Genomic DNA, 19473 nt, shown 5'->3' on the forward strand with positions numbered 1-19473 from the left:
CAAGAAAAGAAAGGTACCTCAAAAATGACTACTTTTATCGACTTTCACGCACTTCAAACCCTTCCTCCTTCAAACATCAACCGAGGAGAAGACGGTGCACCCAAGAGCGCCGTTTTTGGTGGAAAACGGCGCCAAAGGATTTCTTCACAAGCATTGAAATCAGCACAACGGCGTGATTTCAAAGACTTGCTCGACGATTCACAGCTGGGCATCCGCACTAAGCAGATCGCCGCCGAGGTTGCAGACCGAGTTATTAAACTCAACCCAGATGTGAGTCTGGAAGACGCACAGAAACGGGCAGCCGACGCATTCAAGAAAGCAGGGTTGAAGCTAACGGTTCCCAAACCAAGCGCGAAGAGCGACGACGAAGACAGCGCTCCTACCGCCGAACAAACTGGTTACCTCGTATTCATCGGCAATCACCAGCTCGACCGCCTCGCAGATGCCATTGTGAAGAAAAATGGGGAAGCATTCAGCAAAAAAGAGGTTGTGGAAATCATTGACACAGAGCATGCCGTAGACGTGTCCTTGTTTGGCCGCATGCTCGCTGATGACGCTTCACTTAACGTTGATGCTGCTGTCCAGACAGCACACGCGATTGGGGTTACCGAAGCTCAGCCAGACTTCGACTTCTTTACTGCGGTCGATGATGTAAGTGAGCGAGAAGAAGAAACCGGCGCAGGCATGATGGGCACTATCGAAATGATGTCGTCAACGTTCTACCGTTATTCAACGTTGAATATTGACCAGCTCGTGCACAACCTCGGCTCCGTCGAGGCGACACTGCGCGCAGTGGAAGCGTACGCCCGCACCTTCATCCAATCTCTGCCAACTGGCTACCAGAATTCCTTTGCAGCACACACACTTCCGGATGTTGTGAGCGTAGCCGTACGGAAGCGTCCGGTCAGTTATGTCAACGCTTTCGAACTTGCAATCAAACCCGACGGAGACGAAAGCACCGCCACAAAGGCTGGTCGTGCAATGGCCAAAGAAGCACAGCAGGTCTCACACCTATACGGTTACGTGCCAAGCCACTCGTGGTACATCGCCCCTGACGCAACCAACGAAAGCTTGAACGACCTCGGCGAGTCAACGAACTTTGAAGCGCTCATCGCTGACATTTCGCAAACGGTTGCTGAGGTACTTAACGACCGCGCTGGTGAGTAAGATGAAAACTCTTGTACTCAACCTCAGTGGTCCACTGCAGTCGTGGGGGGTGGGATCACGGTTTAGTCGACGCTCGACGCAAACAGAGCCCAGCAAATCAGGCGTGCTTGGACTGCTGGCAGCAGCGCAAGGACGACCTCGTGAAGCATCTCTTGACGACTTGGCAGCACTTTCTTTGGCAGTGCGAGTCGACATGCCAGGTGAGCTAGTCGAAGACTTCCACACTGCACGCGCTCCGCGCTCCCAGAGCTCGAACCTTTCGTGGCGTCACTACCGGTCTGATGCCGCTTATGTGGCCACTGTTACGGGTAACGACGAGCTCGTAGCCGGCCTGTCAGATGCACTCAGAGAGCCCAAGTTTCCGCTCTATATGGGACGGCGTTCATGCCCCGCGCCTCTGAACCTGGTAGGCGGCCTTGTAGATAAGGGTGATGCCGAGGAGGTCTTACGTGACCTTTCCGCCGCTCCGTGGCAAGCCTCTGAGCAGTACCGCAAGAATGCTCCTACAGAGGTGCGATTGCCGATTGCTCGTGATGCTCGTCCAGGTGAAATCGGTGAGTCAGTCTACGACGTTCCAGTGAGTTTTGATCCGCGCCATCGCAAGTATGACGCGCGAATAGTGGTGCGACCGGAGCCAGTGCTCGTACGCAACGACGTAGGCGTGAAGTACGCAGATCCGTTTTTCCAGACAGTGCAGGAGGCGTGATGTATTTCAGCAAAGTACTGATTAATCCTGAGCTGCGGAAGAGTCGCGCTATGCTGGCCGATCCACATATCACTCACGGGATGGCGACAAAGGCGGTCCCACCGCACTTGCAAAGCTCTGACGATGGTCGAATCTTGTGGAGAATTGACCGCAATGACACCGAGACAGCACTGTATTTAGTTACCCCTGTACTGCCCAGGCTCGACCACATTGTGGAGCAAGTTGGGTGGCCTTCAGCCCCTGCCCAGACTACGGATTACGTCCGGCTCCTTGACAGTCTGACGCGTGGTCAGGAGTTTGCTTTCAAAGTGACATTGAATCCGGTGAAAGCGATCAAGGACGAGCAGGGCAGACGCCACAAGGTTCCGCATGTTTCAGCGAAACACCAAATGCAGTGGTTTCTCGACCGCGTAGAAGGGTGGGGTTTTCGAATCGCAAATTCTACCCATGATGATCAGAACACAGCGGTGGGAGAAGAGTCTTCGCTGAACGGAATCCCAGCAAATGTGAACATTGTGCGTCGTGAAGAACTGCGGTTCAACCGGAAGAACAGCCATGCAGGCCGTGACCGCGTTGTGCATCGGGTGGCGACGTTCGAGGGTCTTCTTGAGGTAACTGATGCCGAACAGTTAAGGCACGCACTTTGTCACGGAATGGGGAGAGCTAAAGCGTACGGATGCGGTCTTATGACATTGGCTCGCGTGTAGCAATGGCTGAGATCGTTCCGCCTTCTGTAAAGGAGCTAGGCAGAGTTCGTGATCGGCTGTCGTTTGTGTATGTCGAGCGGTGTGTCTTACATCGTGACTCGAACGCAATTACGGCAACAGATCAGCAAGGCACCGTACACATTCCAGCTGCAATGGTGGGGGCGCTACTGATCGGGCCCGGGGTTCGTGCGTCCCATGCAGCCGTGGCGTTGCTAGGTAGCTGCGGTGTCACCGTTGCGTGGATTGGGGAAGGGGCGGTCCGATGCTATGCCACCGGCCGGCCCCTTGCCCGATCATCGCGGATGCTTGAAGCTCAAGCTCGAGCGTTTTCAAACCAGTCAGAACGTTTGCGTGTCGCGAGGCAAATGTATGAGTTGCGGTTTCCCGGTGAAGACGTATCTGGACTTACGATGCAGCAGTTGCGGGGGCGCGAAGGAGCTCGAGTCCGTGCGCTTTACCGCAATGAGTCCGCTCGGACCGGTGTTGAGTGGGATAGGCGTGACTTCGACCCCACGGCGTTCGACGCTGGGGACGACATTAACCGCGCACTGTCAGCAGCGAATGCATGCCTATACGGAACAGTTACAGCTGTAATCAATGCACTGGGAATGACGCCTGGGCTCGGTTTCGTGCACGTTGGAAACACGCAGAGTTTTACTTATGACGTAGCTGACCTAGTGAAAGCAGAGACGAGTATTCCGGCCGCGTTTGATGCTGTCGCGCATGCAGACGGTCAACCAGATCGTACGGTAAGGGCGTTGCTTCGTGACCGTTTAGTGCGGGCTGGCGTGATGGACAGGCTCGTAAAAATCTTGCAGTTGTTGTTTTTAGAAGCTAGCGAGGTTGAAGACGAACCAGAGTACTTCTACAACGATGAGCTGTCGCTGTGGTCTGGTCGAGGCGAACAGCGTTTGCCCAGCGGCGAGAACCATTGGGAGCGGTTCTCATGATTGTCATTGTGCTTTCGTCATGCCCAACCGGCTTACGAGGCGACTTAACCAAGTGGGCGCTTGAGGTTTCAGCAGGCGTTTTCGTTGGCAACGTGAGTGCGCGAGTCAGGGAGCTGCTGTGGCAACGGATCGAAGAAACAGCAGGCACCGGGCAAGCGCTCATGGTGTGGCCAGCGCAAAACGAGCAACGGTTGCAATTCAGAACAAAAGAACACAAATGGGAACCTGTCGACTTAGACGGGCTCACTTTTATGAGACGACCCGCACCAGAGTCCGGGTACGGGCGAAAAACCATGCAAGGCGGTTGGAGCAAAGCGCGTGCCATTAGAAACGCGTCTAAGTACTCCAAATATAGGTAGGTCTTTCTTCAACCGAAAGTGAATGAGCTAGATATGCAATCCTGGTATCGTTGCTGATCAATTAGTGTGTTCCCCACACCCGTGGGGATGAGCCCGCAACGGTACTAGCACCGAGGGATTGACTCGTGTGTTCCCCACACCCGTGGGGATGAGCCCCACTTTCTTGAAACGCTTTTCCGGAGTCATGAGTGTTCCCCACACCCGTGGGGATGAGCCCGCGGGGGCCTTCCCGCCGTTCTTCCCATGTGCGTGTTCCCCACACCCGTGGGGATGAGCCCATAGACCCTACGCAACCAGACTATAATCGCGCGTGTTCCCCACACCCGTGGGGATGAGCCGAAAGGCAAAAAACATGCGACAGCCATCAAAAAGTGTTCCCCACACCCGTGGGGATGAGCCCGCGCCTATAGGTTTCGGTGCGTTGCCCTACGTGTGTTCCCCACACCCGTGGGGATGAGCCCCACAAGTCACCCTGCTTCATGTCCTTCGTGGGGTGTTCCCCACACCCGTGGGGATGAGCCCTCTGACGCGGGTTGGGTGGTTTTCGGTGATCCGTGTTCCCCACACCCGTGGGGATGAGCCTGGCGCGATTACTACCGAGAAAATAGCGACGGGGTGTTCCCCACACCCGTGGGGATGAGCCCCAAACTTGTTCCACCACCACCAACAACCCCACCGTGTTCCCCACACCCGTGGGGATGAGCCCGAAAACACCGAGTCAAAAATCATCGCAAAACGGTGTTCCCCACACCCGTGGGGATGAGCCCACATCGCCTACCATGCGGCTTCCATGCTTGTGGTGTTCCCCACACCCGTGGGGATGAGCCCCAGCGTGTCAGTCAGCGCGCCCCAGGTGTGGTGTGTTCCCCACACCCGTGGGGATGAGCCCACACTGTTCGGTGATTTTGTGAACGTGCCCGCGTGTTCCCCACACCCGTGGGGATGAGCCCGGGCCGTACTCAAAACAGTCAATGAATGTAACGTGTTCCCCACACCCGTGGGGATGAGCCCGGCGCGGATAACAAGTCTGGGTATCAGTGGTGGTGTTCCCCACACCCGTGGGGATGAGCCCGGAAAGGTCGTGCTGAACCTCATGCAGCAGGAGTGTTCCCCACACCCGTGGGGATGAGCCCTGGTTCGTGACGGTGCGCCACGACCTGTCGGCGTGTTCCCCACACCCGTGGGGATGAGCCCACTCGTGAACAAATGGCTGATTTAGCTCAAACGTGTTCCCCACACCCGTGGGGATGAGCCCGGTCAGCTTTTGAGCAAGCACAAAATCATGGTGTGTTCCCCACACCCGTGGGGATGAGCCCGCACTCGTCTGGTTCTTCAAGAACGTCTTGGGGTGTTCCCCACACCCGTGGGGATGAGCCCAAAGACTTCGGCCAGGACGTCGCAGAGCTCGCGTGTTCCCCACACCCGTGGGGATGAGCCCAAAGACTTCGGCCAGGACGTCGCAGAGCTCGCGTGTTCCCCACACCCGTGGGGATGAGCCGGAGGGGCCGCCACCCAGACGGCCCCGTGATCAGTGTTCCCCACACCCGTGGGGATGAGCCCGTGATCTGATCCATACCGTCAGTGTCAGTGACGTGTTCCCCACACCCGTGGGGATGAGCCCGACGAACAGAACGCCTGGGTATTCTTCCGGCAGTGTTCCCCACACCCGTGGGGATGAGCCCGTGTACCTCACCTGATCGCCAGGCTTCAGGCGGTGTTCCCCACACCCGTGGGGATGAGCCCTACGAAGGGTTCAACGGCGGTGCCTCACCAGAGTGTTCCCCACACCCGTGGGGATGAGCCGTACGCGCCAGCTACGGCGTCGGGCCAGTCACTGTGTTCCCCACACCCGTGGGGATGAGCCGGTGCTCGAATACCTCGCAACAGAACGCGCCGCGTGTTCCCCACACCCGTGGGGATGAGCCGCCCACGCGAATCGGATTCGGTCGGTGATCTGCGTGTTCCCCACACCCGTGGGGATGAGCCCGTTGATGTCGAGCGCGTCCGCGATGTCCTGGTGTGTTCCCCACACCCGTGGGGATGAGCCCAGGGACAAGTGCTACCAGGGCACAATGCCCGGGTGTTCCCCACACCCGTGGGGATGAGCCCGCGCGCAGAAGTTGCACGTCCCCCAGTTCCAAGTGTTCCCCACACCCGTGGGGATGAGCCCTTGCCCGTCCGAACGGCGCATTTCCTGGAACAGTGTTCCCCACACCCGTGGGGATGAGCCCTCGACGTCTTCATACTCGACACCATCAACATCGTGTTCCCCACACCCGTGGGGATGAGCCCAAACCAGCAACTCTTAGACGAACTCACCACACGTGTTCCCCACACCCGTGGGGATGAGCCCGATTTACACGCGGGTCAGCGACACCATGCGACGTGTTCCCCACACCCGTGGGGATGAGCCCGATGCCGGTAATCGCGCCGGCTGACCGCATAGGTGTTCCCCACACCCGTGGGGATGAGCCCAGGCCGCTGGAGCAGTCCAAGCTGTTTTCAAGGTGTTCCCCACACCCGTGGGGATGAGCCCTGGTTCGTGACGGTGCGCCACGACCTGTCGGCGTGTTCCCCACACCCGTGGGGATGAGCCCACTCGTGAACAAATGGCTGATTTAGCTCAAACGTGTTCCCCACACCCGTGGGGATGAGCCCGGTCAGCTTTTGAGCAAGCACAAAATCATGGTGTGTTCCCCACACCCGTGGGGATGAGCCCGCACTCGTCTGGTTCTTCAAGAACGTCTTGGGGTGTTCCCCACACCCGTGGGGATGAGCCGGGCTTCGGTGATGTCGGTAAGTGCGCGGGTGAGTGTTCCCCACACCCGTGGGGATGAGCCCCGGCGGGGTCTTTTCAAACCACGTGCTAGCTCGTGTTCCCCACACCCGTGGGGATGAGCCGTTCCCGCTACCGGCGGGGCATTGGTACGGCCCGTGTTCCCCACACCCGTGGGGATGAGCCCAGTGCGATTCTGCAGACCCGTGGTGGCGACTCGTGTTCCCCACACCCGTGGGGATGAGCCCGTTGTTGTCCTGCATGGTGTCAGTAAGTGCGTGTGTTCCCCACACCCGTGGGGATGAGCCCCGACGTTGTTCGTCCACCAACCAGCACGGGTAGTGTTCCCCACACCCGTGGGGATGAGCCCCAGACTTTGGAGCAGTGGCGTTATCGGGACCGGTGTTCCCCACACCCGTGGGGATGAGCCCCACAGAACCAGCCGGGCATGTTCAACGTGGCGGTGTTCCCCACACCCGTGGGGATGAGCCGTACCAGTACCAATATCCACTTTCGGGATCATCGTGTTCCCCACACCCGTGGGGATGAGCCCCGGCGGGGTCTTTTCAAACCACGTTGAAGCCCGTGTTCCCCACACCCGTGGGGATGAGCCCCATGAAACTCGGCGCGACCGGAACACTGACAGGTGTTCCCCACACCCGTGGGGATGAGCCCAGGAATGGCTGTCCTTCGTTCGCTTTACCCTCGTGTTCCCCACACCCGTGGGAATGAGCCCATCTCGATACACGACGTACCAGCGCCTGTTGAGTGTTCCCCACACCCGTGGGGATGAGCCCACAACATCTGCTGCATCAGAACTAACACAGGAGTGTTCCCCACACCCGTGGGGATGAGCCCGGTGCTTCTTGCCCGGTAGGCCAGCGGTGCTTGTGTTCCCCACGCCCGTGGGGATGAGCCCAGTCACGCTAAGTTAGGGAGTACACGTGGATCGAGTGGAAGGTGCCGGGGTTTCCTTTGGTTTTTTATGAAGTTAGGGAGTACACGTGGATCGAGTACGTTTCCGGGATTTGAAACCATATGAGGTCGTTGACAGTCTCGACGACTTGAAAGGGCCATTGCACGAGCCTATCCGCCTGCCGATCTGGGTTCGGTGGATTGACGACGGCGACATTGATGTGACTGAGCTCGGCGGAGCGCGCCTCGCCTATCAAGCCCTTCTTGCAGAAGGTACCGCCGAGATCCAGGCGCAACTGATAAACAAAGACAGATTGCTTCAGGTATGGCCACATTTGATTCTCGATTCCCGTGTACGGGACCTGTGGGAAGGGCGCTTCCCTGAGCTGAGGTGCTCCCCACACCCGTGGGGATGACCCACGCGATGGCGACAAGAGTGATGGTGACGTAGCGTAGGTCGCAGTGGCTTGTGGTTAACCGTTGTGGAGGTATACAAAGATGTCGGGCACACGGGTTGACCTATCATCTTTATTCACAGATGACCCGCTCGATCACGCATGTGTTCCGTTACCAGCAAAGTCCCGTTACGGAATGGCGGCAAGAAACGCTCTACAGGTCACCGAGGATATTCGCGCGGGACTGAGTGACGACGAAGCCTGGCGGTTTGCGATTCTCCAAACATTAGACAACTATCGTAGCGCCCTAAAACACGGGGGCGTCGACCATGCTAAGAGCGTTTTCGACGCCGAACCACCTTTGACAGGTTCACGCAGAATCGATGCTGCGTTTGCAGGCCTGGCAGAGCACTTGGCACAAACTGATGGATGGACGCCACCGGACTGGTTAAATAACTCTGAGCGGTTCACTGACCCGTGGTTTCCCGACCTCATTGAGTTCGACCGAACAGAGGCCCAGTTCGACGGCGTCCCTGGATTCCGCAAACACGGAATCTTTGTCACCTTCCGGGGAATTTCGCGCGCATAAAACAGATGCTGACAGCCACACTGACTGACGCATTCATTGGAAAACTCTCCTAGATATGCCGCCTATCCGGAACCACGTGGCGATAGCGTCCACCCCTGTTCAGGAGTCCACACCGCATCATCCGAAACTGATTCGTCGAACACGGCCGCAGATAGCTCTGTAGCAACGCGGACAGCCCCGTCATAATCGTTTGGGTCAACCAACGGCGTGCGCAACTTTCTGGACCCAAAGCGACGGCGCCAGTCTTCCGGGACGCTGAACTGCGTCGGCGGCGTTTGAAATGTCGCTAGTCGTTGCTTCAACGCAGCCCTCAACGGGCGCATGTACACAGTCTGCGTACGCGCATAGATTGCCAAATCAACGAGGTCCTTAACGCGAGTACTAAATGGAACGGGAGAGTTCTTACGTGGCGCGACCGTGGCATAAATTTTGTCTGCAATCTGATCCGGTATCGGATAAAGCCTGTATTCCGCGGTAAACACAGGCCGAGGCAGGTGAAGGCGAGTTCGAGGAGCCATTGTTTCGATCTCCCCAACAGGAGGCTCAGACACCACCATGTCAATGCCGAAACGGGAGACGACCTTTCCCACGGCTGAAATCGTAACCATGAGCCTTCCACCGGTAGCGCGCTGTGAGGCAGTCGGCATAGCGAGAGGCCTATCGAATTTCGCAACTATTCTGAGATGGTCACCTGCATCTTCCTGAACGGCATTTTGTAGTTCAACAAGCGCAGTTTCGAAATCAGACTCACTCGTAGCCAGGTCAATATCCCTGGTTTCCCGGGCCAAAGGCTCACGAGCAAGTAGAGAAGTCCCGCCTTTTACGAACCACTCCCTTTTGGGATCTTTGAAGATTCGCACCAAGACTCGGTCAAAGTACCCCTCTGTCAATACTCTATTGACGGGCTTTCCGTTTGCACTAGCTTCCACTTTTGCAGCATGCGTCAGCGCCTGAACAAACGCGTGGTCATCATGGTACGGTTCTCCAGGCCGGCTCACGCTACCCCCTGGTGGTACTGGGTGATAAGCTCCAAAAGCTTCTCGCCTTCTCCCTCTGGTAGATCATTTTCCGCAGCGAGCGGCCCCAACCGACGCACAAAATCCGGCTCAGTGTGTGCATTCAGGTAGTTACGTGTGCGCGCATCGACCACGGCATCGCCAACAAGCGAAAGATCTCCATGGTCCTTAATCAAGTCAACAAGCGTAGCCACGGGACTCAAACACGGGATACCTTCAACGACTTCAACATCACGCGGATCAACAGTCTCGTGTCGTAGCACCACACCAGGTTCTCGCGTGCGCAAGGGACGCGCCGTGATGAAGTCGTATGGGTCGGGCCACATGTCACCGATATCGTGCAGGTACGCCGCCGTTGCACCTGCAGCAACAAGCACGGGCGGATCTGACGTGTAATCGTTGTCTCCAAGCCTCATCCACAGCGCCAGTATTTCCGTGAACCGCGTCGACGGGGCACCTGCAACCTTATATACACCGCGCGTGACCCGTTCAAGGTAGCCGGATTTAACCAGGGCAGTTTTTTGCGATGCTGACAGCCCTGCTTCGTTGAGCCATTCGGCGGTGATGAGGCCACGACGAGTCTCCGCAAGTCGACCGATTTTTACGATAGTCCCATACGACATATCACAATGATACCGCCAGCAGGCATTAACGGAACCGCCCCGCCAGCAGTGGTCTCCCCAGCTACAGCTCGCTCAGCGGCCCCACGCCACGTAGGTGCCCCGATTCTTGTGGTACACAACCGTTCCACCTTGGAACTTTTGGCACACTTCGTCACCTGATTTGTATGGGTCTGTCTTGGGGTAGCCCAGGCGACCCTGTTCCCATCCGTGTTTGCTCCAGGTGTTACGAATCGCACCGTTCGTGTAATGCGCACCGGTCTTCTTAGACCAGTGGACGCTCCCGTGTTCAAAGTGCTGGAACGCACCGGGTTTCTTCCCACCGATCTTCTTCTCAGTGCTCACCGGGTTCCGCAACGTCGCCTTATTTCGCTCCCAGTTCGCCTTCATACCTCCCCAGAGCGGGTGCGTTCCCCGCTTGGAGTGGATAATGGCGCCACCTTCAAAGTTCTGACGCACGCGGTCCCCACTCTTGAATGGGTCCGAGGTGGGATAACCTAACCGTCCCTGCTCCCACCGGTGTTTACTCCAGGTGTTACGGATCCCGCCGTTCGTGTAGTGCGCACCGGTCTTCTTGGACCAGTGGACGTTCCCGTTTTCAAAGTGCTGGTACGAGCCAGGCTTCTTCCCACCAATTTTCTTTTCAACACTCACGGGATACTTCACAGCCCCCTTGTTGCGCTCCCAGTTGGACTGGATCCCGCCCCACACGGGGTAGGTGCCACGCGAGTGCTCAATGATCGCGCCACCTTCAAAACTCTGTCGCCACCCGTGACCAAACTTGTAACGGTCCGACTTGGGGAATCCCAACCGTCCGTTTTCCCAGCCATGCTGCGACCAGACTTTACGCATGGGCGCCGAGTACGCGGTGAAGTACACGCCTTGCTTTGACTGGTACACCACGCCGTTCTTGAAGTTCTGCAACACACCTTTACCGGTCTTGCGTTGCGGGCTCTGCGGTGGCCCGGTTTCATCCTTGTGCTTGCTGTAGTACTTCTTAATCCCATCCGACACGATAGGTGCGCCCGGCTTCACCGGCTGGGAAATCCGCAACTTTGGCAACTGGCTGTACAACCCGTTACCCGGACAGTCCGTGTTCCCCACGTCTCGGTGCCCAAACACGCGCGGCAGAGTCCGCTCCGTACCCTTCTTGTACTTTGACGTGCCACCTTTGGACGTCAGTTTGACCTTGCCACTAGGGTCATACCCCCACAGCTCACCTTGCCAACGCACGATCTTCTTCAGCGAGTTCAACGTCGACGAATTCACCGGCTTGCTGTACGTACCCAGCACCGCAACACCAAACGTGCTGGTGTTGAACCCACCGGCGTGCGCCCCAATCACTGCGTCGGTCAGCCCGCCGGAACGTGCCTCATAAATGTTGCCCCACTTGTCGACAATCATGTTGTACCCAATGTCGCACCACTTGCGACCGTTCTGGTGGTACCCCTGGATACCGCGCAGAATGGATGGCACCTGGGATTGTGAGTAGGAATTGGATCCCGAGGTGTGGTGGATGATCACTGCCTTGTTAACTTTGGTCTTCTCCACCGGGCAACCCTTGCGTGGCCCCTTCGCTCCCCAGTCCTTGCGGGAGGTGTACGTGAACCCACCAATCTTCGATCCGCCTGCAGCGTGCGCCGGCGCAGCGCCCGCGACAGCCCCACCTGGTCGCACGTTGCCAGTTATCCCGGTCTCGGCCACATACAGGTCAGACTTTTGCGCGGTACGAATCTCAACCGACGTACCCTCTGGCACGACTAGCGGCTCAGTACCCTGGAGTGACTTCCCAGCTTCACCCGTACCGGCGTCCGGCCCGTCTGCGTCGTCAACCGGCAGTTCTTTCCACCCGCTCCATTGGCCGTTGTTGTCCTTGGAACGGTACTCGGCCTTTTCGACCCCGGTGTTGCCCCGCCAGGTAGCGCCCACTACAGACACTTTGGCTTTGGGGGTTTCAACCTTCTTTGTTTGCCCACGTGAAACGCTGATTTCACGTGTTTTTGTCTCGGGCCCCTTGGCTTGAGTCACCACGGTGGGTAGCGGTGCAACGACGAGACCAATAGCAAGGGCAATTGACGTAAGAATGCGCGGGAGTGAAGACGCCATAGGAGCAAATTCCTGTCACTCATGACCTACAATGTTTCTTCGATTATTGTAGCTTCAGCTCCCGCGTGTGGGCTACACCACGCTTTTATGCGCGTGGCTCTTACGCGCGTGCCAAAATGTTCCGCGCCTGCTGGAGCAACGGCTCATCAATCATCTGGCCCTGGTACGTCCACGCACCGGCGTCCGCATTCGAAGCCGCCTGGATCACGCCTCGCGCCCACTCGAGTTGTTCGCCTGAAGGCCTAAACGCATCCCGCACAACTTCCACGTGCTTGGGGTGGATGAGCGCCTTGGCATCGAAACCGCAGTTGACTGCGTCATCGGCCTCCACGCCGAGGTCGTCCAAGTTATCGATGTCCGTCCACACCGAGTCGATGGCGAGTTTTCCGTGCGCCTTAGCGGCCATGAGCACCCGAGCACGGGTGTAGACCGCTGGTGCCCGGTAGTCGCCGGCCGCCGTGCGGGAGTGACCGCCGCCCAAGGACGCGAACAGGTCCTCGGCACCCCACATCAGTCCGGTCACGCCTTCGTGTGCCGCGATGGTGTCTACGTTGACGACACCTTTCACGGTTTCGATCAGCGCATACACCTTGAGCCCACGGATGTGCTCCAGCGCTTCCGTGTCCTCGACCTTTGGCAACATAACCGAATACCCGCTACCGGGCAGTTCAGAGAGCAACTTGAGGTCCGAGTGGAACCATTCAGACCCCACCGGGTTGATGCGCACCACGGTCGTGGTGGGGTCGAGCGCTTGGTCGCTGTTCTGGAAGTCCAGGAACGCCTTGCGCGCATCGGCTTTGTGGGCAGGTGAGACGGCGTCTTCAAGGTCCACGATCACCACGTCTGAGCGTTCCGCCGCCTTGGTATAACGGTCGTTACGGTCACCGGGGACGAACAACCAAGCGGGCTTCACTGTTGTTGCCATGTCACTTACCCTTCGTTCTGTTCTGCGTGGTCAGATGTAAACACCATTGTTTGACGCACGGCTTTCGCTACGATCGCACCGTCCTGGTTACGTCCAATGTGTTCCAGGGTGACAATCCCCTGCCCTGGGCGTGACCGCGACAAACGCTTGTCCAGGATCTTGGTTTCCGCATACAGCGTGTCCCCGTGGAACAGCGGTTTAGGGAATGCCACCTCGGAGAACCCCAGGTTCCCCACGATGGTGCCCTGGGTCAGCTGACTGACAGACAGCCCCACCAACGTGGCCAGCGTGAACATGGAGTTCACCAACCGCTCACCAAACGGCTCCGACCCAGCAAAAGCCGCGTCCAAGTGCAACGCCTGCGTGTTCATGGTGACCGCAGTGAACCACGTGTTGTCTGCTTCGGTGATGGTACGGCCCGGGGCGTGCTTGTAAACGGTGCCCACTTCCATTTCGTCGAACCACAGTCCACGTTGCTGGACCACTGCCGACCCATGTTCTTCATGTGTGTTGTGCGTCATATCTTCACATTACCCGTGCTTAGTTGATGACCCCGAATTCGTAGCCCCGCTTCTTGAGTTCCTTGACCAGCGGGGCTACTCCTTCGGCGGTCGCGTCGTTGTCTTGGTAGTCGTGCATGAGGATGACGGCGACGTTCGGGGAGTCCGACAAGGTCGACAGGGCTCGCTTGGCACGGCCTTCACCCGTTGAGCTCGCCGAATCGGTACCGTCCCCATTTTCAGAGTTCCAGTCGATCCAGTACGAACCCTTCTTTTCGAGAGCTTTGTCCGCAGCCCCCATTTTGCGCCATCCGTGTCCGCCCGGGTAACGGTAACCGTGTACCTCGTAGTCCTCACCCAAAACCTTGCGCACGGACTTAAGGGCCTTGTCGTAGTCTTTTGAGATGTTTTCGGCGTTGGCCCGGCGCCCTGGGTACAGGTACGAGTACTTGTGCGAGTACGTGTGGATGCACACCGAGTTCCCGTCCTCAATGGTCTGTTTGAGGTGTTTATCGCCGTCGGGCCCTTCGACTCCCAGCTCGCCGGCGATCACGAAGAACGTGGCAGGAGCGCCAGCCTTCTTGAGTTCCTCAAGCACCTTTGGCGTGATGTTCGTGGGGCCGTCGTCGAACGTGAGGAAGGCGATCTTCTTCTCAGGGTAGTTGGCCGCCTGGGTCTTTTCCCCGTGCAACCAGTTGTGTACGTCTTTGGCTTCGTATGCGTATTCCGCCGCCTCGTACGAATGGTTGGTTCCCGGCTTCAGCTCAGTGGGGTCGGGCGTTGGGCTTGGGGTGGGCGTGCTTTCAGGGCCCGCCGAGGTGGTCTGGGCTCCCTGCCCATCTCCCGAGGTGGTTTCGGAACCGTTGGACCCGCACCCTGACAGGACCAAGGTTCCGACAACCACACTCGAAAAAATTGCGCGTTTCACGCTCATATTGTTTCCAAAAACGGAACGTGCTTTCAAACGCTTATGCAAGGCCCAGTTCGCGGGCAATGAGCATGTACTGGACCTCAGTGGTTCCTTCGCCCACCTCCAGGATCTTGGAATCACGGTAGTGGCGTGCAACCAGGTATTCGTTCATGAAGCCGTAGCCACCGAAGATCTGAGTGGCATCACGTGCGTTGTCCATCGCCGCGTCACCGGCGATCAGTTTGGCAACAGCAGCTTCCTTCTTGAACGGAAGGCCGGATTCCATGCGTGAAGCAGCCAGGTAGTACGCCGCGCGGGCTGCCACGACGCGGGCTTCCATACGTGCGATCTTGAACTGGATTCCCTGGTAGTTGGCGATCGGTTTACCGAAGGTCACACGTTCCTTCGCGTACCGCACCGACTCATCCACACACCCTTGCGCGGCACCCACGGACAGAGCGGCCACTGCAATACGACCTTCGTCCAGGATGCGCAGGAAGTTCGCGTAACCTCGGCCGCGTTCACCCAGCAGGTTTTCTTCAGGAACACGCACGTTGTCGAAGGTGAGCGGGTGGGTGTCTGAGGAGTTCCACCCCACCTTGTCGTATGCGGGTTCAGCGGTGAAACCAGAGGTTCCGGTAGGGATCATGATGGTCGAAATTTCTGGCTTTTCCTTACCGTCACGGCCCGTACGGGTCCCGGTGACTGCGGTGGCAGTGACCAGGCGGGTGATGTCGGTTCCGGAGTTCGTGATGAACTGCTTGGATCCGTTGATGACCCATTCGCCGTTTTCCAAAACAGCCTTCGTCTTGGTGCCACCGGCGTCGGAGCCGGCCTCGGCCTCGGTCAACCCGAACGCAGCCAACCCGGAACCGTCGGTGAGCTTTGGCAGCCATTCCTGCTTCTGCTCTTCGGTTCCAAAGCGGTAGATGGGCATAGCACCCAGCGAAACCCCAGCCTCCAGCGTGATGGCCAGCGACTGGTTGTTGCGCGCCAGCTCTTCAATCGCCAAGCACAGGGCGAAGTAGTCTCCGCCCATTCCGCCGTACTTCTCGTCAAAAGGCAGACCGAACAGACCCATCTGGCCCATTTTTGCGACCAGCTTGTAGGGGAATTCGTGCTTGGCGTCGAGTTCCGCGCTGACCGGTGCGACTTCTTCGTCTGAGAACTTCGCAACCTGCTGACGTAGGGATTCGTATTCTTCCGGCAATTGGCCGGGCATAAATGTGATCATTGTTCTTCCTCTTCAACTACCGTTGCTAAAACTTCGTCCAAGGCCACCTGGGTGCCCGCAGCCGTTGCCAGTTGCACCACCCCTGTGACCGGCGCACGCAGGACGTGCTCCATCTTCATGGCTTCGAGTACCAGCACTGGCTGGCCTTCTTCTACTGTGTCGCCGTCGGCAACCCGCACCGATGTCACGGCCCCCGGCATAGGAGCCGTGATCGAGGCGCCTGCACCGGCCGCACCCAGGGTGGTGTCGGCCTGCGGGCGTCCGAACATGAACACGCCGCGCGTACTCGCCACCCACACGTTTGCCGGTGTCACCCACACGAGCGCCCGGTGGTCGGACCCGCAGCAGGTGACGACGACCTCGGCGCCGGTTCCTACTGGACGCACCCGCGCGGGCTCCCCCGCGTACACGGCGTCCACGGGCTCACCCTGGTAGGTGAGGTCCACGCGTTCGTTGATGGGGCTGGCGTTGCGCCAGCCGGTGACGTTCCAGGCTGAAGGGGCCGAGGTCGTTGCCTGCCCCCGCTGTGCGGTGGTTGTGCGCTGTCCTACGCCATGGGTGACCGCAACCGCTGCGAGCAGGGCGTCGACGGGTTGTGGGGCGTGGGCCAGGTCGTCTTCCGTGAGGCGGTCGATCAGCCCTGTGTCCAGGTCACCTGCGATGACGTCGTCGCGGGTGATGAGCATGCGCAGGAAATCGATGTTGGTCACGATTCCCGGCACTGCGGAGTGGGCGAGCACGTCATCTAACTTGGCGAGCGCTTCTTCACGGGTGGGCGCGGTGGTGATGACCTTGGCGATCATGGGGTCGTAGTCGCTCACGATCGTCTGGCCGGCCTCCAGGCCCGCGTCGACACGCAGCCCTGGGTCGTTGTCGTTGCCGAACACCACGTCGATCGCGGTACCACCGGTGGGAAGGAAGCCGCGGGCGGGGTCTTCGGCGTAGATACGCGCTTCGATGGAGTGCCCGGTGAGGGTGATGTCCTCTTGTTTCAGGGTGAGTTCTTCACCAGCACCGATCCGCAGCTGCCATTCCACGAGGTCGACCCCGGTGACTTGTTCGGTCACGGGGTGTTCGACCTGCAGGCGCGTGTTCATCTCCATGAAGAAGAATTCGTCGGGGTTGTCAGCAGATGCGATGAACTCAACGGTTCCCGCGCCTCGGTACCCAACGGAACGCGCGGTCTCTACCGCGGCCTGGCCGATCCGGGCGCGGGTTTCTTCATCGAGCAGCGCGCTGGGGGCTTCTTCGATGACCTTCTGGTGGCGGCGCTGGAGCGAACATTCGCGTTCGCCTAGGTGGATGACGTTTCCGTGTTCATCGGCCAGAACCTGCACCTCAATGTGGCGTGGAGTGGAGATCAGGCGTTCAAGGAACAGGGTGTCATCCCCAAAGGAGCTGGCAGCTTCGCGGCGGGCCGCCTCGAGTGATTCGCGCAGGTCTTCCTGCTTGAACACCGCGTGCATACCTTTTCCACCACCACCGGCAGATGGCTTGATCAGCACCGGCATGCCCACGTCGAGTGCCGCCTTTTCCAGCTGGTCGTTACTCAAGCCGGACTCTGCGACACCGGGAACCAGTGGGACACCTCGGGATGCGACGGCCTGCTTGGCCGTGATCTTGTCACCCATGGTGCGGATTGCGCTGGCGGTAGGGCCCAGGAACACGATTCCGGCGTCCTCACATGCCGCGGCGAACTGCGCGTTTTCGCTCAAGAAGCCGTAGCCGGGGTGGATCGCTTGCGCGCCCGTGGACTGGGCGGCTTCGATAACGCGGTCGATCTTCAGATATGACTCGCTGGCGACCGCTGGACCCAAGCGCACTGCCTGATCAGCGAGCTTGACGTGCGGGGCGTGGGCGTCGGCGTCGGAGTACACGGCCACGGTTTGCACGCCCAAGCGCTGGCACGTGCGGATGACGCGCAACGCAATTTCACCACGGTTGGCGATAAGAATTTTGGTAAACATGTCGATGTCACATCCTGAAAACGCCGTAGCCAGCAGAGTTAAGCGGACGCTCAAGTGGGGCGTAGCGTGCGGCTTCGAGGGCCAGCGCTAGCACTTGGCGGGTCTGGGACGGTTCGATGATCCCGTCATCCCACAGGCGAGCGGTTGAGTAGTAGGGGTTTCCTTGGTCTTCGTACTGTTGGAGCACGGGGGCCTTGAACGCGTTTTCTTCTTCGACTGGCCAGTCTTCGCCACGGGCTTCCATCTGGTCGCGTTTGACAGTTGCCAGAACGCTGGCGGCCTGTTCACCACCCATGACCGAGATGCGCGTGTTGGGCCACATCCATAGGAACCGAGGCGAGTAGGCGCGTCCGCACATGGAGTAGTTTCCGGCACCGTAGGATCCGCCGATGATGACGGTGAACTTAGGCACGCGCGCGGTGGCCACAGCGTTGACCATCTTGGCGCCGTGTTTGGCGATTCCGCCGGCTTCGTAGTCGCGTCCCACCATGAATCCGGTGATGTTTTGGAGGAACACCAGCGGGGTGTCGCGCTGGTCGCACAGTTCGATGAAGTGCGCGCCCTTCTGCGCGGATTCCCCGAACAGCACACCGTTGTTGGCGATGATGCCTACCGGGTGGCCGTCGATGCGAGCGAACCCGGTGATGAGGGTGTTGCCGTATTCGGCTTTGAATTCGTGGAATTCGGATCCGTCGACGATGCGGGCGATGACCTGGCGAACGTCGTACGGGGTTTTAAGGTCCGCGGGTACCACGTGGGTGAGTTCGTCCGAGGTGTATTTGGGTTCTTGAGGTTCGGCCCGTTCCCATGCGGGGGCAGGTGTGGCTGGCAGGGTGGCGACGATGTCGCGCATGATTTCGAGTGCGTGGTCGTCGTTGGCTGCGAGGTGGTCGGCAACGCCCGAGGTGCGTGCGTGGAGCGCTCCCCCGCCCAGCTCTTCTGCTGTGACGACTTCACCGGTGGCGGCTTTCACCAGGGGCGGGCCACCCAGGAAGATGGTTCCTTGTTCGTTGACGATGATGGATTCGTCAGCCATGGCGGGCACGTATGCACCACCGGCGGTACACGATCCCATGACCGCGGCGAGCTGTGGGATTCCGGCCGCCGACATGGTGGCCTGGTTGTAGAAGATGCGACCAAAGTGTTCACGGTCGGGGAACACGTCGTCTTGGTTGGGGAGGTTCGCTCCCCCGGAGTCCACGAGGTAGATGCATGGGAGTTTGTTTTCGCGTGCGATTTCTTGTGCTCGCAGGTGCTTCTTGACGGTCATGGGGTAGTACGTTCCGCCCTTGACCGTGGCGTCGTTGGCCACGATTACGCAGATGCGCCCGTTGACCAGCCCCATGCCGGTGATGATGCCTGCGCCCGGTGAGTCGTCGTTGTACATGCCATTGGCAGCCAGTGCCGAAAATTCGAGGAAAGGGCTGCCGGGGTCCAGCAGTCGTTCCACGCGGTCACGTGGGAGAAGTTTGCCACGGTCCAGGTGTTTTTTCCTGGACCGTTCCGAACCACCCAGCGCGGTCTGGGCGGTGCGAGCGCGCAGTTCGTCGATGAGCTGGCTGTGCGCGTGCGCGAATTCTTCCGCTGTGCTTGGGTCCGGAGGTGTACCAATGGCGCGCATTGTGAACTCC

At 58.9% G+C, this 19473-nt stretch carries 16 protein-coding genes and 1 CRISPR repeat array; of the genes, 7 read left to right on the forward strand and 9 right to left on the reverse strand.

Features of this window, described 5'->3' with window-relative positions; translation table 11 throughout:
* Window positions 1-24 precede the first annotated feature (24 nt).
* From cas7e to MHX53_RS04730, 7 genes are all read left to right on the forward strand, one after another.
* Window positions 25-1167 carry a type I-E CRISPR-associated protein Cas7/Cse4/CasC gene (cas7e, locus tag MHX53_RS04700; RefSeq protein ID WP_204515449.1) on the forward strand — a complete coding sequence of 381 codons (1143 nt, stop codon included), beginning with the start codon at window positions 25-27 and terminating at the stop codon, window positions 1165-1167.
* A 1-nt stretch (window position 1168) separates the two neighbouring features.
* Complete coding sequence (gene cas5e / locus MHX53_RS04705; protein ID WP_204515448.1) at window positions 1169-1873, forward strand: type I-E CRISPR-associated protein Cas5/CasD; 705 nt, start codon at window positions 1169-1171, stop codon at window positions 1871-1873.
* Window positions 1873-2580, forward strand: a complete 708-nt coding sequence (cas6e, locus tag MHX53_RS04710; protein WP_204515447.1) for a type I-E CRISPR-associated protein Cas6/Cse3/CasE — start codon at window positions 1873-1875, stop codon at window positions 2578-2580. The genes cas5e and cas6e overlap by 1 nt, the downstream gene beginning before the upstream one ends.
* Window positions 2581-2582: 2 nt before the next feature.
* A complete protein-coding gene (cas1e, locus tag MHX53_RS04715) occupies window positions 2583-3530 on the forward strand; it encodes a type I-E CRISPR-associated endonuclease Cas1e (protein WP_204515446.1) in 948 nt (315 codons plus the stop codon).
* Window positions 3527-3889, forward strand: coding sequence for a type I-E CRISPR-associated endoribonuclease Cas2e (cas2e, locus tag MHX53_RS04720; RefSeq protein ID WP_102238436.1), 363 nt, complete (start codon window positions 3527-3529; stop codon window positions 3887-3889). Before cas1e ends, cas2e begins: the two co-directional genes overlap by 4 nt.
* A 66-nt stretch (window positions 3890-3955) precedes the next feature.
* Window positions 3956-7584: direct repeats of the CRISPR family, unit length 28 nt; unit sequence GTGTTCCCCACACCCGTGGGGATGAGCC.
* Between the two features lie 85 nt (window positions 7585-7669).
* A complete protein-coding gene (locus MHX53_RS04725; RefSeq protein WP_204515445.1) occupies window positions 7670-7996 on the forward strand; it encodes a transcriptional regulator in 327 nt (108 codons plus the stop codon).
* A gap of 175 nt (window positions 7997-8171) precedes the next feature.
* Complete coding sequence (locus MHX53_RS04730) at window positions 8172-8564, forward strand: hypothetical protein (protein ID WP_204515444.1); 393 nt, start codon at window positions 8172-8174, stop codon at window positions 8562-8564.
* A gap of 62 nt (window positions 8565-8626) precedes the next feature.
* Here the strand turns inward: MHX53_RS04730 and MHX53_RS04735 are convergent, their stop codons facing one another.
* The 9 genes from MHX53_RS04735 to MHX53_RS04775 all read right to left on the reverse strand — a co-directional run bounded on the left by MHX53_RS04735 (window position 8627) and on the right by MHX53_RS04775 (window position 19463).
* Window positions 8627-9562 (reverse strand): nucleotidyl transferase AbiEii/AbiGii toxin family protein, encoded by a 936-nt coding sequence (locus MHX53_RS04735; RefSeq protein ID WP_343212354.1) that lies wholly within the window; start codon window positions 9560-9562, stop codon window positions 8627-8629.
* Window positions 9559-10203: an AbiEi antitoxin N-terminal domain-containing protein gene (locus tag MHX53_RS04740; protein WP_204515442.1), complete on the reverse strand. Its 645-nt coding sequence runs from the start codon at window positions 10201-10203 to the stop codon at window positions 9559-9561. Before MHX53_RS04740 ends, MHX53_RS04735 begins: the two co-directional genes overlap by 4 nt.
* A 72-nt stretch (window positions 10204-10275) precedes the next feature.
* Window positions 10276-12306 (reverse strand): N-acetylmuramoyl-L-alanine amidase, encoded by a 2031-nt coding sequence (locus tag MHX53_RS04745; RefSeq protein WP_204515441.1) that lies wholly within the window; start codon window positions 12304-12306, stop codon window positions 10276-10278.
* A 100-nt stretch (window positions 12307-12406) separates the two neighbouring features.
* Entirely contained in the window at window positions 12407-13231 is an 825-nt protein-coding gene (locus MHX53_RS04750; protein ID WP_204515440.1) for a CoA ester lyase, read from the reverse strand.
* Window positions 13232-13236: 5 nt separating this feature from the next.
* Complete coding sequence (locus MHX53_RS04755; protein WP_204515439.1) at window positions 13237-13752, reverse strand: MaoC family dehydratase; 516 nt, start codon at window positions 13750-13752, stop codon at window positions 13237-13239.
* Window positions 13753-13771: 19 nt separating this feature from the next.
* Window positions 13772-14659, reverse strand: a complete 888-nt coding sequence (locus MHX53_RS04760; protein ID WP_204515438.1) for a polysaccharide deacetylase family protein — start codon at window positions 14657-14659, stop codon at window positions 13772-13774.
* 40 nt (window positions 14660-14699) lie between these two features.
* The gene (locus MHX53_RS04765) at window positions 14700-15875 is read right to left on the reverse strand and encodes an acyl-CoA dehydrogenase family protein (protein WP_204515437.1); all 1176 of its coding nucleotides are present in this window, start codon (window positions 15873-15875) and stop codon (window positions 14700-14702) included.
* Complete coding sequence (locus tag MHX53_RS04770; RefSeq protein ID WP_239271418.1) at window positions 15872-17842, reverse strand: biotin carboxylase N-terminal domain-containing protein; 1971 nt, start codon at window positions 17840-17842, stop codon at window positions 15872-15874. Before MHX53_RS04770 ends, MHX53_RS04765 begins: the two co-directional genes overlap by 4 nt.
* Before the next feature lie 7 nt (window positions 17843-17849).
* On the reverse strand, window positions 17850-19463 hold the full coding sequence (locus tag MHX53_RS04775) for a carboxyl transferase domain-containing protein (protein WP_102238826.1): 1614 nt from the start codon (window positions 19461-19463) through the stop codon (window positions 17850-17852).
* Window positions 19464-19473: the final 10 nt, after the last annotated feature.

Source organism: Brevibacterium sp. ACRRH, from assembly GCF_022346365.1.
GTDB lineage: Bacteria > Actinomycetota > Actinomycetes > Actinomycetales > Brevibacteriaceae > Brevibacterium > Brevibacterium paucivorans.